Origin of the sequence: Pseudanabaena sp. UWO311, assembly GCF_006937785.1 — a bacterium.
Taxonomy (GTDB): domain Bacteria; phylum Cyanobacteriota; class Cyanobacteriia; order Pseudanabaenales; family Pseudanabaenaceae; genus Pseudanabaena.
Map to the genome: position 1 here is coordinate 35,844 of NZ_SJEE01000035.1, position 19,790 is coordinate 55,633.

Annotated in this window: 15 protein-coding genes; 11 read left to right on the forward strand and 4 right to left on the reverse strand. The window is 42.3% G+C overall.

Annotated features, from left to right (window positions below):
* Positions 1–23 precede the first annotated feature (23 nt).
* The 3 genes from PseudUWO311_RS20285 (at position 24) to PseudUWO311_RS20295 (ending at position 3,178) form a co-directional block, all read left to right on the forward strand.
* On the forward strand, positions 24–1,691 hold the full coding sequence (locus PseudUWO311_RS20285; protein ID WP_142657054.1) for a protein kinase domain-containing protein: 1,668 nt from the start codon (positions 24–26) through the stop codon (positions 1,689–1,691).
* Positions 1,692–2,143: 452 nt separating this feature from the next.
* The gene (locus tag PseudUWO311_RS20290; RefSeq protein ID WP_223807657.1) at positions 2,144–2,566 is read left to right on the forward strand and encodes a hypothetical protein; all 423 of its coding nucleotides are present in this window, start codon (positions 2,144–2,146) and stop codon (positions 2,564–2,566) included.
* Between the two features lie 165 nt (positions 2,567–2,731).
* Complete coding sequence (locus PseudUWO311_RS20295; RefSeq protein WP_142657055.1) at positions 2,732–3,178, forward strand: Spy/CpxP family protein refolding chaperone; 447 nt, start codon at positions 2,732–2,734, stop codon at positions 3,176–3,178.
* 153 nt (positions 3,179–3,331) lie between these two features.
* Here PseudUWO311_RS20295 and radC read toward each other — a convergent pair whose 3' ends face one another.
* Both radC and PseudUWO311_RS20305 read right to left on the reverse strand, forming a co-directional pair.
* Positions 3,332–4,066, reverse strand: coding sequence for a RadC family protein (radC, locus tag PseudUWO311_RS20300; protein WP_142657056.1), 735 nt, complete (start codon positions 4,064–4,066; stop codon positions 3,332–3,334).
* 227 nt (positions 4,067–4,293) lie between these two features.
* Positions 4,294–5,946: a hypothetical protein gene (locus PseudUWO311_RS20305; protein WP_142657057.1), complete on the reverse strand. Its 1,653-nt coding sequence runs from the start codon at positions 5,944–5,946 to the stop codon at positions 4,294–4,296.
* Between the two features lie 70 nt (positions 5,947–6,016).
* On the opposite strand from PseudUWO311_RS20305, the gene nblS reads away from it, so the two are divergent.
* Positions 6,017–7,993, forward strand: a complete 1,977-nt coding sequence (gene nblS / locus PseudUWO311_RS20310; RefSeq protein WP_142657058.1) for a two-component system sensor histidine kinase NblS — start codon at positions 6,017–6,019, stop codon at positions 7,991–7,993.
* An 8-nt stretch (positions 7,994–8,001) separates the two neighbouring features.
* Here nblS and PseudUWO311_RS20315 read toward each other — a convergent pair whose 3' ends face one another.
* Entirely contained in the window at positions 8,002–8,268 is a 267-nt protein-coding gene (locus PseudUWO311_RS20315) for a type II toxin-antitoxin system RelE family toxin (protein WP_142657059.1), read from the reverse strand.
* A complete protein-coding gene (locus tag PseudUWO311_RS20320; RefSeq protein ID WP_142657060.1) occupies positions 8,258–8,488 on the reverse strand; it encodes a hypothetical protein in 231 nt (76 codons plus the stop codon). Before PseudUWO311_RS20320 ends, PseudUWO311_RS20315 begins: the two co-directional genes overlap by 11 nt.
* A gap of 168 nt (positions 8,489–8,656) precedes the next feature.
* Between PseudUWO311_RS20320 and PseudUWO311_RS20325 the strand changes: the two genes are divergently transcribed.
* The 7 genes from PseudUWO311_RS20325 to PseudUWO311_RS20355 all read left to right on the forward strand — a co-directional run bounded on the left by PseudUWO311_RS20325 (position 8,657) and on the right by PseudUWO311_RS20355 (position 19,466).
* Positions 8,657–9,502: a ribonuclease III domain-containing protein gene (locus PseudUWO311_RS20325; protein WP_142657061.1), complete on the forward strand. Its 846-nt coding sequence runs from the start codon at positions 8,657–8,659 to the stop codon at positions 9,500–9,502.
* Between the two features lie 94 nt (positions 9,503–9,596).
* Positions 9,597–10,064 (forward strand): GUN4 domain-containing protein, encoded by a 468-nt coding sequence (locus PseudUWO311_RS20330; RefSeq protein ID WP_142657062.1) that lies wholly within the window; start codon positions 9,597–9,599, stop codon positions 10,062–10,064.
* 76 nt (positions 10,065–10,140) lie between these two features.
* Complete coding sequence (locus tag PseudUWO311_RS20335; RefSeq protein WP_142657063.1) at positions 10,141–10,986, forward strand: Rpn family recombination-promoting nuclease/putative transposase; 846 nt, start codon at positions 10,141–10,143, stop codon at positions 10,984–10,986.
* 30 nt (positions 10,987–11,016) lie between these two features.
* A complete protein-coding gene (locus PseudUWO311_RS20340) occupies positions 11,017–11,781 on the forward strand; it encodes an ABC transporter ATP-binding protein (protein ID WP_142657064.1) in 765 nt (254 codons plus the stop codon).
* Positions 11,778–12,803, forward strand: coding sequence for a DUF3326 domain-containing protein (locus tag PseudUWO311_RS20345; RefSeq protein ID WP_142657065.1), 1,026 nt, complete (start codon positions 11,778–11,780; stop codon positions 12,801–12,803). Before PseudUWO311_RS20340 ends, PseudUWO311_RS20345 begins: the two co-directional genes overlap by 4 nt.
* Before the next feature lie 638 nt (positions 12,804–13,441).
* Complete coding sequence (gene rppA / locus PseudUWO311_RS20350) at positions 13,442–14,125, forward strand: two-component system response regulator RppA (RefSeq protein WP_142657071.1); 684 nt, start codon at positions 13,442–13,444, stop codon at positions 14,123–14,125.
* Between the two features lie 190 nt (positions 14,126–14,315).
* Positions 14,316–19,466: a translocation/assembly module TamB domain-containing protein gene (locus PseudUWO311_RS20355; RefSeq protein ID WP_142657066.1), complete on the forward strand. Its 5,151-nt coding sequence runs from the start codon at positions 14,316–14,318 to the stop codon at positions 19,464–19,466.
* The last annotated feature ends 324 nt before the right edge of the window (positions 19,467–19,790 follow it).

The following is a 19,790-nucleotide window of genomic DNA, read 5'->3' on the forward strand; positions in this document are numbered from 1 at the left end:
TACTTTAATTGGTTTACCTGCACATGATCGGCAAAGTGATTAGTGGGAGATATAAAATCATCCAAACCCTCGGAAGTGGTGGCTTTGGAGAGACTTTCTTGGCTGAAGACTTGCAGTTGCCTGACCATCAGAAATGTGTGGTCAAACGACTACAGCCTACTTCTAGAGATACTTTTGTATTGGAAATTGCTAGTCGTTTATTTGAGACCGAGGCAAGGGTTTTACATAAGCTTGGTAGCCACGATCGCATTCCCCGTTTGTTAGCGCATTTTGAAGAAGATCATCAGTTTTATTTGGTACAAGAGCTGATCGATGGTTATGAGCTTACTAACGAAATCATCTCTATCGAGCGATCTGCTGATGGCTATCCAGTGGGACGGATGAATGAAGCTCAGGCGCTCGCTTTTTTGATTGATGTACTAGAAACCCTTGTTTTTGTGCATCAACAGGGTGCAATCCATCGGGATATTAAACCCGCTAACTTGATGCGGCGGCGTACTGATGGCAAATTAGTACTGATCGATTTTGGGGCTGTGAAGCAAGTGGGAACTGCCGTTGTCTCTGCTATTGGCTCTACGGTCGCGATTGGTACTGATGGTTATATGCCCAATGAGCAAGCGATCGGCAAGCCTAGACCCTGTAGCGATCTGTATGCTGTTGGGGCGATCGCAGTTCAAGGTTTGACTGGAGTTGCCCCAAACTTATTGTCTGAGAATATGGAAACAGGTGAATTAGCTTGGCGAAATTCTCCTGACCATGCAGCTTTAAAATATCGTGCCAATGTCAGCGATGAATTAGCAACAATCATCGATAAGTTAGTTAAATATGACTTTCGCGATCGCTATCAGTCTGCTGAAGCTGTACTAACAGATTTACGGAAATTAGCATTGCCAATCGCACCCACAATTTTATCAACGACTATGCAGACTAATTCTCAAGGGTTAGTCTCAGCTTTTAATTCTAATGATGATGTTGCCACAGAGGTTTCCTCAAAAGTCTCGGCAATGGATCGCCAACAGTCCAGTACTAAAAACCTTTTAGGGATGATCGCGGTGGGGATCATATCGGCGATCGCAGTCATGGGTATTGTCATGTGGTTTTGGCTCCGTCCATCGCCCACAATCAAAAATGAACTAAACAAGAATGAAATAAGTATTAGTGCTGGTTTACCTAGCCCCAAATATCTCTTTCTCTCAGAACGCGCGATCGGCGATCAAGATTTAGCGAATAAGAGTGCTCTTGAGCTAGATATCATGCGTAATGAAGTATTTGCCCGTTATGGTCGCCGCTTTAAAGATCCTGAATTGCAGTCATATTTCAATATGCAACCTTGGTATAAACCCATCTATGAGCCTGATAAATTTCCTGAGGATCTGCTAACTGCAACGGAAATAAAAAATGTGCAATATCTTCGTGATTATCAAGATCGTTTTGCTCGCAACTCTAATAAGTTGCAATCCAATCCTACCAATATTTCCAATTCTCTATGTGACTATACAAAACGTCTAATTTCCGATCCTAATCCGCCGATTAATGTCCGTGAAGATGCGGGGGTAGATTTTGCGATCGTTGGTAAGTTGGACAATGGCACACAAATTACTGTGCAGAGTGAGAAGCAAGGCTGGCTGCAAATTTCTGCTCCGATTGCAGGTTGGGTTGCAGCTAATCGCACAAAGCCAATATGCCTGTAAAATTGCTATATAGTGATTTGCACTGTAAGAAACATTTAAGAATTACTTTCTGCGGTCAAAAGCTCTAAGAGATCCATGTCAATCCCCCTTGTAATACCAAAACACAAAATGGCGTAGCCATTTTGTGTTTTTAAAACCCTTACATGGTTTTGTTTTTAATTCACAAAAGCGTAGCCACACTTTTGTGAATTGGTATAAAGCCTACTGTGTACACACAAGTCTCTCCGTCTTCGTTTCAATGTTCTAAGCCCCCTAAATCCCCCAATTCTGGGGGACTTTGAAAGAATTTTATTTTCTTGTTCCCCCAGAATTGGGGGCTAGGGGGCTATTAAATTGTTGCCTTGATTGGGTTTTATGACTTGTGTGTACAGGTTAGCTTTTACAAGGGGGGCTGGGGGGATCTAGACAATTCTTAAATGGATTCTAAAATCCCACTTATTTAGATTGATGTTGTGACAGAAATTTCTGATTGGAGCGATATAGAAGCTCAACTCCAAGAAACTAAAGGACTATTAGAAGAAATCGAACAGCGTTTCTTGCAAGTTCGGCGTGATTCGATTAAGCAAAATGAATTGCAAACGCAAAAGGAACAAATTAGAGAGCAAATTCAAGATATTTCTAGCGATCGCGCAACCAGTAACAAAAATCAAAAAATTCGTCGTAAGCCTAATTCTCTCAATGAGCGATCTAGCCCCCATAAAGAGGAATTACTCAAGCAATTAGAAGCAGTAGGCGAGCAACTCGAACAAATCGAAGCCGATCTTGAAAGTCGGCTACTTTCTTGGAGTAGTTTTCGTGAACCTTTTTGGCAAATTGTCCGTTTTGTCGGGATTGGCATCATTATCGGTGTGATTTTGAGAAGCTGTGCCAGCTAAAAAATTAGATTTGGGCTGTGCCCAAATCTAGCAAGTAAGGTGGGCTATGCCCACCTTACGGAGGCTAATTAAAAAAAATTATTTGGGGTTTTGAACCTTTTGATCGTGGCGCTTGTCAAAACCCTCGTACAGATAATTAAGCCTTCTCACAAAGGGGAAAATCAAATGTTTCGTAATATCAAAAAATTGTTGGCGATCGCTTGTGTAACTGTGGCAGTCGGAGCAGTTACAATTCCAAATCTCGTTTCTGCACAAAACACCACCACCCCAAATAGCACCGAAAAACATAAGCCCCGTGGTGATGGCTGGAAGCAGTTGAACTTGACTGATGCTCAAAAGGCGCAAATTAAGACAATTCGTGAGAGTGCGAAAACTCGTAGTCAAAGTGTTTTGACTGCTGAACAACGCGCAATCATGGAACAAGCACGTCAATCTGGCGATCGCAAGGGGGTACGCAAGTCTCTGAATTTAACCGATGCTCAAAAGCAACAGATGAAGGCGATCGCAGAAGACACCAAGGCGCAAATGAAGAATGTCTTGACTCCTGCTCAGCAACAACAACTTGAGCAAATGAAGCAACAACGCCAATCAAATCGCGGCACGACTCGTTAAGGAAGTCCTCGCTAGCATGACAGGGCAAGCACGGGGGCATTGCCCCTAACTAAACAATTTAGATTTTGTAGGGGCTGTGCCCCCGTGCCAGCCCTAGACTTTCGCCATCACAGGAATTTCTTCCACGTAACATCAGTTAAAAATCATTTGTTTTTATTCTGCTTGGGGAACTTCTTTCCATAATGTTGAAGTCTCGCGAATACTGGAAAAGGTTCCATTTCCTAAAATCAAATGATCTAAAAGTGGAATGCTTAGCATTCGTGCTGCTTCTAGTAATTGACGAGTAAGCGTTATGTCTTCTGGACTTGGAGATGTATTTCCTGATGGATGATTGTGCGCCACAATTAGACGCACTGCACCGCTTTTGAGAACCTCTCGGAAAATATCGCGGGGATGGGCGAGGGTTTCTGTCGCTGTGCCGATGGTGATAATGCGTTGGGCGATAATCCGATTTTTGTTGTCGAGCATCACTACGGCGAGGCGTTCTTGGGGTTGCCACATCAGGTCTTGACTGAGGGCAGCGGCGGCTACCGATGGATCAGTAACCTCGGTTAAGTCTGGAGGCTTGGCATAGAGCGCTCTCTTCCCTAGCTCGATCGCAGCTAAGATTGCGGTTGCTTTAGCTGGCCCGACTCCTTCTATTTGCATGAGTTCCTGTGGCGATACGTTTTGCAAAGCTGCGACAGGGTCGCTGGTGCGATCTTTGCCAATGGTTTGTAAGATTAGCTGTCCTAGTCCTACGGCGGAGAGTTTACCTGCCCCCTGACCTGTGCCTAATAGGATTGCGATTAACTCTGCATTGGATAAGCTGCGAACGCCCTGACTAAGTAATCTCTCGCGAGGGCGATCGCTCTCAGCCATATCCACAATTCGCAGAGAATAAGTCATGTAAAGTTGTACCGATTATTGCAAGAAATTTTACTGTATTTTACCGTGATTCTTAGTCAATGCTCAGAAAATAGAGAGATGAACGATCCTGAGGCAAATTCTCGCAATAGCTCCTCTATTGCGAGAATTTGCCTCAGGGTTCTAATTAAAAAACTGTCGTCTAAATCTCTAAGTTTTTACTTTTTACTTTCAAATTTAGGAAGTGGTGGTTGAGCCATAAATACTTTCTATGAATCCCAGAAATAAGCACATAGATAGCTAGTCAAAACGGGAACTGGAAATCCAGTTCTCTGAGATTCAGCATTAGAGATTTGGGGCTGCAAAATAGATTGGCATTGTGGTAAATACTGTTGCTTCTCTGGAGCTTTAGCTTTTAACTGCTTAAGTTGATTTACCGTAGCAGGATTGACCGTACTTACTGCTGTCTCAGCCCTTTGTTGGATTTCCACCCATTTTGTGATTTGGTCTAATTCTGCACGATAAGCCTTAATGCGTTGCTGAGCATCTCCATATAGCACTGAGTCAGTAGTCACACCCTCTAACTGTTTTAAAGCCATTTGTCGCTTCTCTTGAGCCGACTTCCAAACAGTTGACTTGTGTGGTGGGTTTTGAGTTGATTTCGCCGCCTCAATTGTGGCATTCTTCGATGACTCAAGATTTTTATTAGCCGCCTGCTCAACATTGATCTTGCGATCAAACTCAGCAAGTTTTGGACGCAGAGTTGTTAACTCAGCTTGGGCTTCAGCATACAGAGACGCAGGTCGATCAGAGATTTCTTCTAGCTGAGAAACGATAGTTTGTAAACGATTGCGCGTTCCTGTGAGCGTTTCTAGTTTCGTAATTTTCTTGGGATTAATATCTTGATTACTAAAGTTCCTTGCATTAGCAAGATATTGCTGCTGATTAGAACGATCCCACACTAGCCATCCACAAATTCCGACGATCGCGATCGCACCCACGGCAAAAGCCACAGAGAGAAGCTTAGACTTATCTTTAGGGTAAGCAGTTTTTATTGGTTCATTATCGATCTCGACATTAGGGACAGGCTTTTTTTTAGTACGTCTAACTGTGGGTGGTGGTGGCGGCAAAGGCATTGGCATCGCTGCTACAGTGGGAGACTCAAAGTTGAAGTCTTCATCCGTAACTGAGGAATCAAAGTCAAAGTCTTCATTCTTCGCCGACCATGAGTTTTTCTCCTCTAAAGGCGATCGCGGTTTTGATTCTTGACTATTTACTTCAAAAGGCTCAGGATCAAAAGACTTTAACTCAAAAGTATCTTGCTGAAGCGACTCTAAACTAAATGATTGCAATTCCAGATTGTCTAAATCAAAATCCTCAGTCTTAATATTATTAATTTTATCTTTAGTAGTTTCATGGACAGCTTTAGCTTTATTAGCGGCTGCTTTTAGATCATTATCGATACTACTCTTAAAACTTTTTAAGTCATCAGGAAGCCCAGACTCAAGATTTTTAGTCTGAATCTCTGTCTCATCGCTGTCAGGATGAAATGCTAGATTTTTGATGTTGCTGACATCGTCAAATTCCTCTAAATCTTCAAGATCAAGTTCAATTAGTGGCAAAGGTGGCTTAATCTCCGCAGTTTTATGCCATTCTGGATGTTTTGCTCCAGACAACCTACCATAGACAACTAAGCTATCCGCCCCCTCGATCGGTAGCTTATCAATACGGCGTTTCACAATATCATAGAGAGAGGCATAGTCAACATCATCGCCATCTGCTCTGGTAATCAGAACATGCAACTGAGATTCTTTGCGGCGGATTTGAGTTTTTACCTTATAGTTTTGAAGGTCTGCCTCTATCGCAGTGACAATGCTAGCCTCATCCATCTTGAGATCCTCATCCTTGCGTTTCGATCGCACATATTAAACGAAAAGTCATACAAATATCCAACAAATATCCAACAATATCCAACCAAATGACTACAAAAAGATGAACTTTTTGCTTCAAATTTACAATACCCCCAAACGTTGGTGGACAGAATTTTCATTACAAACCAAGCTAATGGCTTTGATTACGCTGTTAGTTTCTTTGCTGATGAGCGCTGTCACATTTTGGGCAGTTAACGATATTCAGACCGATGCTCGCCTTAATGATACGCGCTTTGGTAAAGATTTGGGGTTATTACTTGCAGCTAATGTTGCCCCATTGGTAGCCAAAAATGATCTCCAAGAAGTTACTCGCCTATCTAAAGAATTTTACGATAGTAGTTCTAGCATTCGCTATATTCTCTACGCTGATCCCGATGGTGAGATTTTTTACGGGATTCCATTTAACTCTAATGAGGTAAAAAATTCTTTAAGTATCAGGCGACGCATTCAGTTACCTGAAGATCCGATGATGCGTCCCGATCGCCCTTTGGTAAGACAACATGTCACGCCACAGGGCGAAGTCACCGATATATTTGTCAATTTGCAGCATAACGGCAAAGCCCTAGGAATTATTGCGATCGGCATCAACCCTAACCCGACGGCAGTTGCTTCGTCGAGCCTAACTCTAGATGTGACAACAGCAGTATTTGTATCGATTTGGGCGATGGTGATTTTGGGAGCAGCCTCAAACTCGGTGACGATTACGCGACCACTTAGGGAATTGGTGGCAGGGGTACAAAATATTGCTAGTGGCAATTTCAAGCAAAGGATCGACTTGCCTTTTGGTGGGGAGCTTGGGGAATTAATCCGTAGCTTTAATGAGATGGCGCAACGTCTGAAAAAATACGAAGAGCAAAATATCGAAGAGTTGACTGCTGAAAAGGCAAAGCTGGAAACTCTAGTATCGACGATCGCAGATGGCGCGTTGTTACTTGACTCGGATATGCGGATCGTACTTGCCAATCCTGCGGCGATCAAAATTATGGGGTGGGATCAGGATTTAGAGAAAAATGCATGGCAAGGTAAAAGTATTTTGAACATTTTGCCAGATCGCCTCAGCGCTGATTTAGGGCGTTCGCTCATGCAAATTGCCACAGGCGATCGCGAGGGCGGCGAATTTCGGATCATGGCTTCTGGCGAGAAGGGCGACTCGGTGCTTGCCCATGCTTTTAGAATTTGGATTACGAGTGTGCTCAGCTCCAGTAATGCAATTAAGGGGATTGCAATTACGATTCAGGACATCACCCGAGAGGTGGAGCTAAATGCTGCTCAGAGTCGATTTATTAGCAATGTTAGCCATGAATTACGCACACCTTTATTTAATATCAAGTCTTTTATTGAGACTTTGCACGAATATGGTGATGAACTGAGTGATGATCAGAAGAAAGAATTTCTCGGTACAGCCAATAATGAAACCGATCGCCTGACACGCCTTGTGAATGATGTGTTGGATCTATCTCGCTTAGAGTCAGGTCGTCAATATCATTTCACGGCGATCGACTTATCTGAGACGATTGAGCAAACGGTGCGGACTTACAAGCTCAATGCTTCTTCTAAGGGTGTTGAGCTATTGCATGAAATTTCGCCCAACCTCGAAAGGATTTGGGGGAATTATGATTTGATTTTGCAGGTTTTATACAATTTAGTTGGGAATGCTTTAAAGTTCACCGAAACTGGCGGCAAGGTCACGATTCGGATCTATCCTTGGCAAGATCAAACTACTACTCAACCTCATCGTGTCGTCAATTATGTGAGGGTCGAGGTTGAGGATACTGGCTATGGCATTCCTCCCGAAGATTGCGATCGCATTTTTGATCGTTTTTATCGTGTAGAAGATAAAGTGCATACTCTCGAAGGGACAGGACTCGGTCTATCGATTGTGCGTAATATCATTGAAAAACATCACAGTGAGATTCATATCAAGAGTGAAGTTGGTGTTGGTAGTACATTCTGGTTTGATCTAAGTGTCTATCAAGATCGGTGTGAGTTACCTGTAGTTAATGCGATCGCAGCACCTGTGCAAGCAATGTCAGTTTAAAAATTTGACTAGGCATCGTATACGTCACTGCGATGAGCAATGTTTGTTACACGCACTTGTTTAGATTGTTCATTTACTTCATCCACAACCCGATAGTCGCCAGCTCTAAACCGATAAAAGCCTGAAAGATTTCCTTTTAGGGCTTTTATATTGGGATGCTGGTATGGAGTTTGCTCTAGAGTACTAAAGCACCTAGCTAATTTTTTTGCGATCTCTGGGCTAGCGAATTTGTAAAAATCTCTAGCTTTATCTGTTAAAGCAATTTCATACGTCATCGCGAATACTACGCCAGTTAGTTAGATTACCTTTAGCAATATCTTGTTTACCTTCTTCCCAAGAGTCCAAAAAATCGGGAATACTGAGTAGTTCATCTGTTGCTTCTTGGCTCTCCCTTTCTGCAAGATATGCCAAAAAATCTACGGCTACTTTTAGTCCTTCAGAAGATAAGCAATCAATATACTCTTCAATTTGATGACGAATTTCTAAAGTAGTCATATGCTTAGCTAGGTTACTAATTATATAAAAATTATAGCTTGGCTTATGGTCTGCCTTTGATGAGATGGGCGATTGCGGAACCTCGACAAAGCAGGCTCTGAGAAAAAATCACCTTCATAAACTATGGGATAATTAGCCCAAGTCAGCATATCAACATTTAAAAAAATCATGAGCGATATAAAAGCTATTGAATCTGCAATCGGATTAACATTTCTCGATAAAAATTTACTTTTGCAAGCGCTAACTCACACAACTTATGCACGATTGATAGGTACTCCTGAAGCTCATAACGGATGTTTAGCAATTTTTGGAGATACTTTACTTGACTTAATTGTAGTTGAGCATCTATACAAAGTTCATGGCAACCAGCTTGGTAAGCAATTTATTTCTTATGAAAGAGATAAATTGGTAAAGAAGGACGGAAATCCGATCTTATTTTCAGAAAAAATCTGTCTCAATAAACTTGTCAGGATTAAAAAGACAGACGATCTAATTAGCTCAGAAGATATTATCCGCTCGTTTAAAGCATTGTTAGCTGCAATCTATTTGGATCAAGGATTAGGTAGAGTTCAGAATTGGTTTATAAATCAATTTCTCTCGCCTCTAGACTCAGATAGTAGCGAGACTATAGAGAATAATTTATCAATAGTTGATATAGCAGTTATTGAAAAGGCAATCTCGCACGAATTTTGTAATAAAGCATTCCTTCAAACAGCAATTACAGAGCGTTCTTATGCCGTGCGATGGAAAAATTCTGGTGATCATAATGAAGGGTTGGCACTTTTAGGAGATTCTTTATTAGATTTCATTGTTCTCGAATACCTCTACAACCTCAAAGGTAAATATGGGAAAGGTAAGTTGTCGAGTAATCGAGACAAGTTGGTGAAGGATAACACACTAGAATTTATTGCTAACAGATTGGGCTTAGCACGCTTTATTCGCCACGATGGAATGTTGGGGACTAAAAATTTGACGGATGGGTTAGAAGCTATATATAGGTGCAATATATCTTGATGGGGGACTGAATGTTTCAAGAGATTGGCTCTTTAGGCAGATCCCAAAAGAAATCATTACTGAGATAGAAAATCAGTTTTTCCAAGATGAATCTATGTCGCAGTTTTTACCTGCAAATATTTTCAGTACAGATTCTTTAATTTCATCAATAGACATAAGCTACAGCAAACTTAATGATTTATTGAGTAATGGACAATGGCAAGATGCCGATCTAGAAACAAAGGAATTGATGTTGCGTGTTGTCGAGCAAGTTGATTATTTGCCAAGCGAATTAATTGATACTTTTCCCTGTGAGGATTTAAAAATAATTGATCAACTATGGACACATTATTCGAGTGGTAATTTTGGATTCAGCGTTCAGGTTGAAATTTTGGAAAAGGTAAATGGAGATTGGGACAGTTTTAACGATCTCGTTGGTTGGCGAGGGCAATCTAAGAATGATCGCATTTATAACCTGAATGCACCCACAGGACACCTTCCCTCATCAGCTATCCGACTTGTTGGGAATGGGGCTAAAGCGAAGATTAAACTGTTGAAGCGTGCTGAAATGTGTACATTATAAAGAGATTTGTTTGGATCTTCTTGATCCCCCAATTCAAGAATCAAAAGTAGGTAGAGTTACGCCACTAACCCGATAGATGTACGATAATACCTGCAAATTCTTAGTCGAAAATTTTCCCACTGACTTTGCTACTTGGCTGCTGGGGAAACCGATCGCCCTAACCAAACTCGAACCATCAGAACTCTCAGTCGATCCGATTCGTGCCGATTCAGTTATTCTTCTAGAATCCTCAGCAGTTATTATGCATCTGGAGTTTCAAACCAAAACCGATGACACAATGCCTTATCGGATGGCGAACTATTACTTGCGACTTTACGGTAAATATGCAGCCAAGGAAATTCATCAAACCGTAATCTACCTAAGACCAACAAAATCAGCACTTGCCTATCAAACCAACTTTACAACCAACAAGCTAAATCATGAATTTAATGTGATTCGACTGTGGGAGCAACCTACAGAGACTTTTCAACAGTATCAAGGACTTTTACCTCTAGCAGTTTTAACAAAAACAGGTAATCCCAGCGAAACCTTACGAGAAGTTGCCAAATTAATCGACAATATTGAAGATCGAAAAGTTAAAAGTAATGTCACTGCTGCCACAGCAATTATTTCTGGGCTAGCATTAGATCATGAAGTAATTCAACGATTACTTAGGAGTGAAATCATGGAAGAGTCTGTAGTTTATCAAGAAATTTTGCGCGAAGGCTTAACTAAAGGAAAAGCTGAAGGTTTAGCTAAAGGAAAAGCTGAGGGTTTAGCCAAAGGCAAGGTTGAAGCAGCTAATCAAATAGCTCTAAACATGCTGCGATCTAATATGTCTCCAGATTTGGTAGCTCAGTTAACTGGGCTAACCGCAAAACAAATCTTAAAACTGCAAAAACTATCCACAAAAAAGGGACAAAAGCCAAAAGCTAATCTCTAATCACAAAATTCAACCAAGCTCTAATTTTCTATGTCCCTAGCGCCAATTCTCAAAGCCGAAAATATTTCTAAATCCTTTGGCGGTATTCATGCAGTCAGTAATGCTCAAATCGAAGTACCTGCGGGAAGTATCACAGGGCTAATTGGTCCAAATGGTGCAGGAAAAACTACATTTTTTGGATTGCTCTCCAATTTCCTTAAGCCCGATCGCGGTACGGTGCAGTTTAATGGAATGCCAATCCAAGGCAAACCACCCCATGCGATCGCTAAACTTGGCATGATCCGCACCTTTCAAGTGCCGCGTGTGTTGTCGAGGTTATCAGTGCTAGAAAATATGTTGCTAGCCGCTCAAGATCAGGTGGGCGAAAAGTTTTGGAACACTTGGTTTCAAGGACAAAAAATTGCCGTTCAAGAGCGAGAGAATCGCGAAAAAGCCAGACATATTCTTGAGTCTGTTGGCTTAATTAGAATGGAAGATGATTTTGCGGGTTGTCTATCGGGTGGACAGCGCAAGTTATTAGAAATTGCTCGCGCTTTGATGACTGACCCTAAATTGATTTTGCTAGATGAACCTGCGGCGGGGGTAAATCCTGCTTTGATTGAGGAGATTTGCTGCTATATCCACAAGTGGAACCAAGAGGGAATGAGCTTTTTGATCATCGAACACAATATGGATGTGATTATGTCTCTGTGCGATCGCGTCTGGGTCTTAGCCGAAGGTCACAACCTCGCCGATGGCTCACCTACCGAAATTCAGTCTGATCCTAAAGTTTTAGAGGCTTACTTAGGTTCATGACATTTAATGTTTTACTGCTTGTTCCAACTGGGATTAATGCTGCTATTGGTGGCTATGCGGGGGATGCTTTGCCAGTGGCGAGAGCGATCGCATCAATAGCAGATAACGTGATTACGCATCCCAATGTCTTAAACGGCGCGAGTTTATATTGGTCAATGCCGAATGTTTTATATGTGGAAGGTTATGCGATCGATCGCATGGCAAGGGGGCATTGGGGTTTGCGTCCTGTCCGAGCTAATCGAATTGGCATAATTCTCGATCGCAGTATGGAGCCAGATTTAGAATTGCGTCACCGTCAAGCGATCGCAGCTGCTCAAGCCACATTAGGTTTAAATATTACGGATATTCTCGTTACCGATCAGCCTCTTGGTGTAGAACTGCGATCGGGAGACTCTGGCGCGACATGGGGAACAATCGCCAATCTCGATAGTTTACTCAGAGCCGCCGAAAAATTAATTAAAGTCTCCAAAGTCGAAGCGATCGCAGTGGTGGCAAGATTTCCTGATGACTCAGATAGCGAGGCGTTACAAAACTATCGCCAAGGTAAAGGAGTCGATGCTCTCGCGGGAGCCGAAGCCGTAATTAGTCATGCGATTGTGCGCGAGTTTGCCATTCCCTGCGCCCATGCTCCTGCTTTGCAACCATTGCCACTAGATCCGAGCGTTTCGCCTCGCGCTGCTGCCGAAGAATTAGGTTATACGTTTTTGCCTTGTGTATTGGTTGGCTTGAGCCGCGCTCCAAAAATCATTACATCGCCAGATTTATTTAATGCAGGTGATTTGAAAGCTGATCGGATTGATGCGATCGTCACTCCCTATAGTGCCTGTGGCGGCGCAGGTTTACTAGCACTTAATCCACTTCCCCATGTGCAGACTATTTTTGTTAGAGAAAATCAAACAGCATTGAATGTTACGCCTGAAATGTTGGGCTTAAAAGGTATTCAAGTTGAAAATTATTGGGAAGCGATCGGGGTTTTGACTGCAATTAAATCTGGAATTAATCCTCAAAGCTTGCGGGTATAAGAGATATTTTTATGCATTGGCGTTGCAGAGAATATTGCTGTGGCAACAAATCTAGACTGTTAATACCAAAACACAAAGGGGCGACAGCTATATAAGATAAAAAGAAGAAAGAGGGCAAAAAAATGGCAGGAGTATGCAGATTAGAAATAAGTGAAAGTTAAGAAGAGCTGAAAAAGATGCTAGGGCGGCAGTAAACAAGCTCAGACAAAGAGCGATTGCAAGTATTATCCTTACTGAAAAACAAGCAAGCCACAACATTACAAGTTTGGGCGATCGATAATGCTCAAGCCTCAAGTTTAAAAGTATCCTTGCAAGCTATGCTCTTAAGATTGAGAGGAAAACATAATCGCTTAATGTGCCACGCTTGTGGCAATAAGTAGCTACGCAAAATTAATAGGACTTACGCAAAAATGCCCTGAAAGCCTCATTTTACTGTAGGGGCAATTCATGAATTGCCCCTACATCTTGTTCTTTTGCGTAAGTCCTAATTAAATACAAAAACCAATATATTTACCGCTTGCTAAGCGGGCGATGGATATATTGGTTCTGTGTTTAAAAAACACAAAATGGCGTAGCCATTTTGTGTTTTGGTATTAATTAATTTGAGAATGGAAGAAGTTAAGCCTGATGGGAAACTTATGCGAATCTTATTGGTAGATGACGAAGAAGAGCTAGCTGAACCACTTCAACGGATTTTGACAAATCAGGGCTATTTTGTTGATAGCGCTAATAGTGGCGATCGCGGCTGGGAATTAGCGCAGACAGGTGATTATGACTTGCTGATTTTGGATTGGATGATGCCTGAGAAGTCGGGGGTAGAAATTTGCAGCTCATTGCGTCAGAAAGGAGATAGTACACCCGTTCTCATCCTCACCGCCAAAGATACTCTTGACGATCGCGTCGCAGGTTTAGATAGTGGCGCTGACGATTATTTAGTAAAACCTTTTGAATTGAGGGAGTTACTCGCCAGAGTGAGGGCGTTACTGCGCCGTGCCCCTTCGCCGATCGCATTAACTAGTGAGCCTGCAAAATTAAGTTATGGAGACTTGGAACTTGATCGCGATAATCAAGTCGTATATCGAGATCAAGTTGCGATCGCTTTAACCGAGAGAGAATATCAGCTCTTAGAGTATTTTATGTTTCACCCAAACCAATTACTAAGCCATGAACTAATCTCGCAACATCTTTGGAAAGAAGGAGAAGATGCCCCAACGAGCAATGCCCTAGCAGCGCAGATCAAATTACTACGGCGCAAAATTGATCGCGATCGCCAAATTTCTTTGATCAATACTGTGTATGGCAAAGGCTATCGCTTTGGCTAGAAGCCAGATATTGTAAAAGGTTTGCAAAGCCAACCTTTTACAATATCTGTAAATGCTTGTACTTTACTTGATAAAGAAAACCTGATATTTTTTAAAAGCTTTGCTTAGTAAGGCTTTCAAAAAATGAAACCCGATCTAAGGCGAACATATGTAAAATGGTGTCGTGAGGGCATCAACGGAGTGAAAAATTGTGGGACAGGCTCAACTACCGCCGCAGAGACCGACTAACTCTACATTCGCCCAAAAACTAGGGCGCGTAGGTGTTGGACTTGCGATCGCATTTACAGCAACTAGCTTAGGTGCTTTTTGGTATGGACGCTATTTTTTAAATGAGCAATTGTCACCACTATTACAGACCGAGCTTGCCAAATCGCTCAAGCGTCCTTTACAACTAGGCAAAGTTGAACGAGTTGGTTTTTCTAGCATTAGGTTTGGTAAGTCAATTGTGCCACCAACCGACAAAGAGGCAAATTTTTTAGCGGTTGAGGCGATCGAAGTTAAGGTTGATCTTTGGAGCTATTTGATCAGTCGCAAAATTGGTTTGGATGCGATCGCCGAGCAACCCCAATTATTTCTCAAGCAGGACGTTACAGGTTTACTGCAATTACCAAAAATTACGCCGCCAGAAAAGCAAACTAAAGATGGGTTTGTGGACTTGCGGACGATAACTTTTAATGATGCTCAGTTGACAATTCAGACGATCGCTAAGGGAGAATTGGTTTCTCTCAGTCAAGTGCAGATTGAGAGCAATTGGAAGATTGTTGATCTGAACAATCAAAGTTTAAAGATGAATGGCAAAGGGCATATAACTTTGCCTAATCTTGCGGCGATCGCCGCACCACCAAATCCTGAGCAACTGAAGAAGGCGATCGAGGTTGCCAATGCTGATAAAGATGGTAACAAAGGGAATATGTCCTTTGCGATCGATTGGGATTTGACAAGGGGACAGGGTAAAATTAATGTCCAGTCTCAAGACTTGCAAATCGCCTCAGTCCAAGGCTTTGCGCTTAATTCGCCGTTGGAAGTTCAACAGGGTAAACTTGATGCTGAGGCAAATATTACGGTAAGTGCAGACAAAGTAACTCCTACTGATACCATTGCGAGTGACTCTTTGTTGGGGGCAAATAAAATTGCTATAACCGCCAAACTTACTGATGGTGCGGTGAAATTGCCACAATTAATCAAACCAATCACTGAGATTTCAGGGCAACTTAGCTTTGATGGTACTGATGCAACTTTAAAGGAATTTTCTGCAAACTATGGGTTGTTAGTAACCACTGTCGATGGGACATTTAATCAGCAAAAAGGTTTTAATTTAAACTTTGCTAGCACTGTACTAGATCTAGCTAAAGGACTGGAAAGCTTTAATATCAAAACACCTGTAGCGATCGCAGGAGAGGTGAAGCTCGCTGGTAAACTTACGGGAACAACTCAAAAACCCGCTCTGACACTAAACATTACTACGCCCAAATCCGTGAGCTTTGATCGGGTAACTATCGATCGCTTTTTAGCCACCATTGAACTCAAGGATTTAAATACACTCCAAATCAAAAAAGTTCAAGCCGCCTCCACAGGTGCAACCCTCACAGGCGAAGGGCAAATTCGCTTACCCCAAAAGGATCAACCTGCGGAAGTCCTCTTTACTTCAAGCCTCGTTGGCGTTGCCGAAGATTTCACAAAACTCTATGGGGCAAAATTACCGATCACCATTGGTCAAATTACTAGTTCTTTACAAATTACTGGTGCTTTAGCAAATCCCCAAATTCTGGCTCAAATTGATGCTCCTAATGCTACCTATCCTGCGAGGGGAGAAGTTTTTCTGGCGGATGGATTAGCGACGATTCGGAATACGCGGGTGCGGTTTCCCATTGGTGAGATTGGGATAGCAGGTAGTTACAACATCACTAGCGGTGCGTGGAAATCCCAGCTAAATAGTAATGGGATCCCTTTATCTGCCTTTCTCTTCAATCAAAAAGGCATTCTCGACGGATTCATCAACCTACGGAGCGATCGCGGTGGTTTTTCGTTAGCAGATATTACTGGTGATGGCACTGTGAACTTGCCACAGGGGCTAACAGAAATCCCAGATGCGATTGCCGCGAATTTGATATGGGATGGAAAGAATCTGCTGATTCCTTCACTACAAGTTGGTAATTATTTAACCGCCAATGGCAAAGTAGATCTATCATTCCCTAATAATTCACGCAATGAATTTCCCACAGGCATTGCAGGAATTAACCTCGATCTGATTTCGCGCAATGTTAATATCAATCGCTTGGCAACTCTCTCTAGTACAATCCCTGCTCAAGCCTCAGGGATTTTTAATTTTCGGGGCAACCTCTCAGGGGCGATCGACAAACTTAAAATCGCAGGAGCCTTACAACTGGATAATGTCGATCTCGCTTCTTTAGGTTCTAGCTTTGCCAAGCAAGGGATTGTGCCTCCGTCACGCGGTTCACTAGATTTTGATGGCTCAATTAATGGCGATTTGGCGGCTCCAAGACTAGTCGGTAATCTACGCGTAGCCAGCTTAAAGGTTAATCAAATAGAACTTGATAAGCTCACTTTTAACGGAGCTTTAAATGGAATTGGCAGCGTTATTCAAGCAACAGGCGATCTACTCCTAGCGGGACTAAGAGTTGATAAGTTAGCCTTTGATACACGATTGGAAGGGAAGCTCAATTTTGATGGCAATCAAGGCTTAAATGTTGATTTGCGCGGAAAGCGCGATCGCATTGCTGCCCGACTAGATAATGCGTTTCGTCCCATCGATTTTACGGTAAATTTGGGAGAATCTACAGCGACAGGTAGACGTTTTGAGAATAACCCTCGTCGTTTACAAGTTGCAGTCAAAAATATTCCACTTGCCTTAGCTGCTTCTCTGGCTGGGCAAAATGATATGAGTGGCAAGCTGTCTAGTAATCTCATCGTTGATTTTACAAATAATCCCACTGCGATTGGTGATGTTACCGTTGAGCGTCCTCGCTTCGGAAGGGTAGTTGCGGAACGTGCGATCGCCAAAGTGTCCTACGCCAACGGAGTTTTTGATGTCAAGGATGGGAGTTTAATCGTCCGTCAGGGAGAAATTAGCAATGAGTACAAGTTCCGACTGACTTACAATCCTTACATTGATGACCCAATCGCAGGTGCTGTCGAAATTGCCCAAGGTCGAATGCAGGATCTATTTGCCACGCTCCAATGGGCAAATATCGTCGATGTTACCCAAGGAATTACCTTTACTAAAAACAGAGCGGCTGAATTAAAACCATTAGAAGCAATTAAATTACTAGGAGAACCTTTATATAAACAATTACAATATCTTACCCAAATTGAACTGCGACAAGAACAGCAAGAAACAGTTACCTCGGCTCGCAATTTCAATCTGCCACCACTCACAGATTTTCGTGGTGACATCAAAGGAAAAATCACCTTTGGACTGAATAAAACTAGTGGTATTCGCTTAGGTTTTGATCTAGTTGGCAAAAAATTTGAATATGGGAAATTTGCTGTTGATGACATCCAACTAGAAGGAAAGTATTTTAATGGCGTATTTGCGCTCGCGAAGGCGAATTTTCAGTCTAACAAAAGCTATGGACGGGTTACAAACGCCAGTATTAGACTTATTCCATCCTCCAACCCATTGCTGGGTATTCGCGAACAAAGCGGCAAAATTGAACTCAAGGATTTCCCAATTGAGTCTTTACGGCCACTACCATTTTTTAGTGCAATTCCCTTTGATTTGACGGGTAAAGTCAATGGCGATCTATCGATTACTGGGACTACAATTCTTGACACTAAAGTGGTTGGGAATTTGAGTTTGACTGATGGTTCTGTTAATCGTCAAGCGCTAGATTTCATTGCCATAAAGTTTAACTATGACAAGTTAAATATCAATTTTAATGCCAATATGAAAACCGCAGGCAAAGATTCAGTAGTAGCTTCCGGTAATTTTGGTGTTTTTGGTATCTTTGACGTTAAGCTCGATGTTAAAGATGAAGGGATTAATTTCATCAACATTTTTAATCAACCTGTGCGCTGGGTGGATGGCAAGGGCAGTATTAACATCAGAGCAAATGGAACATTTAGAGACCCTAAAATCGCTGGCAAGATGGTGATTGATAATGCCAAGGTCAAGGTTGCAGGCTTACCAGGAGATTTTACGCAGGTTCAAGGCACGGTTGACTTTACTCGCGATCGCCTAATTAGTAATATCACTAGCAACTTTAGCGAAGGGAAACTTGCTCTCACTGGTATTCTGCCAATTAGTAATGGGAATCTTTTAGCAGTTGATAGTCCAGAATATCAACAAGCCCTTGCGATCAATGCGGATAAGCTAAAGCTGAATATTCGGGATATTAGTTCTGATAATTTTAATACTCGTGTGATCGTGCGGGGTTCTCTATTAGCACCAGTGCTCACAGGCGAAGTGGCGCTGGGCGATGGTCGATTTGTGATCGGTGATGAAGCGGCAAATAACACCCAATTGGCGAATGATACTACAAACTCAGTAGATGTTGCTTTTGATCGCCTTGCCGTTAAATTGCAAAATATGCAGGTAACGCGCTTCCCACTATTCAACTTCTTAAGTGAAGGAACATTAATTGTAAACGGAACTCTATCAAATCCACAGCCAGAAGGTCGTATTAATATATCTCGTGGACAGTTTAATGCAATTTCGACAAGATTCCGTCTTGATCGCGCCTACGAAAACTTTGCAGAATTTAAACCTTCCCAAGGACTCAATCCGTCTCTCAATGTCCGCGTTACTGGAGCCGTGGCTGAGATTACCCGTGTACCGATCAGTTCCAATCGCCCCGATGATCTGTTTCGCCCCAATGAAGTGCCTGTTAGCAATTTGGGGGCGCAGAAGACTTTACGAGTCCAAGCTAGTGTAACGGGGACAGCACTTGTCCCAGATATTCGTCTTTCCAGCAGCCCACCGCGCAGTCAAGCAGAAATCGTTGCGCTGATTGGTGGTGGCATTCTTCAACAACAAGGTGGATCTGACCCTTCTTCGGCGCTGGCAAGTTTTGCAGGAAGCACAGTTCTAACCTTCCTCCAAGATGCGATTGGCGATGCACTTAATCTTGCGGAATTTAACCTCAGTCCTGTGACTACGAAGACGCAAGGTAGTGGCACAGGCACTTTAGGTCTATCAGCCGAGGCTGCGATCGATGTGAGTAATAGCTTCTCAGTGGCTCTACAAAGGATTATTAATGACTCCACGCAACCAACTAATTTCTCCGTTCGTTATCGTGTCGATCCAAATATTTTATTGCGCGGTAACTACGGCACAAATGGCAACACAGGTATCTCAATCGAATATGAGAACCGCTTTTAAAGTTAGCATGGGCAGCAACAAAAATGGATTCAACTTCTAGAGTTAAGGAAATTGCTACTCTCAATCGTCAATGAATTGAAGAAATGCTGAAACCACTACAAAATAGACGCAATCTTATTCCATAGAGGATGCTCTTGAAAGTTTTAATTTCTAATGCCATTTTCATCATGTAGTAAGCCTTCAACTTTGGTTTCATCTTTCATACAGCAAATTCCGATCAAACACGCCACAAGTCTAGTAATCTAAAGCATCACTAAAGTTAAACAAAATATGTCAGCATATTCGCTTGATTTACGGCACAAGATATTAAATGCATGGCAAAAC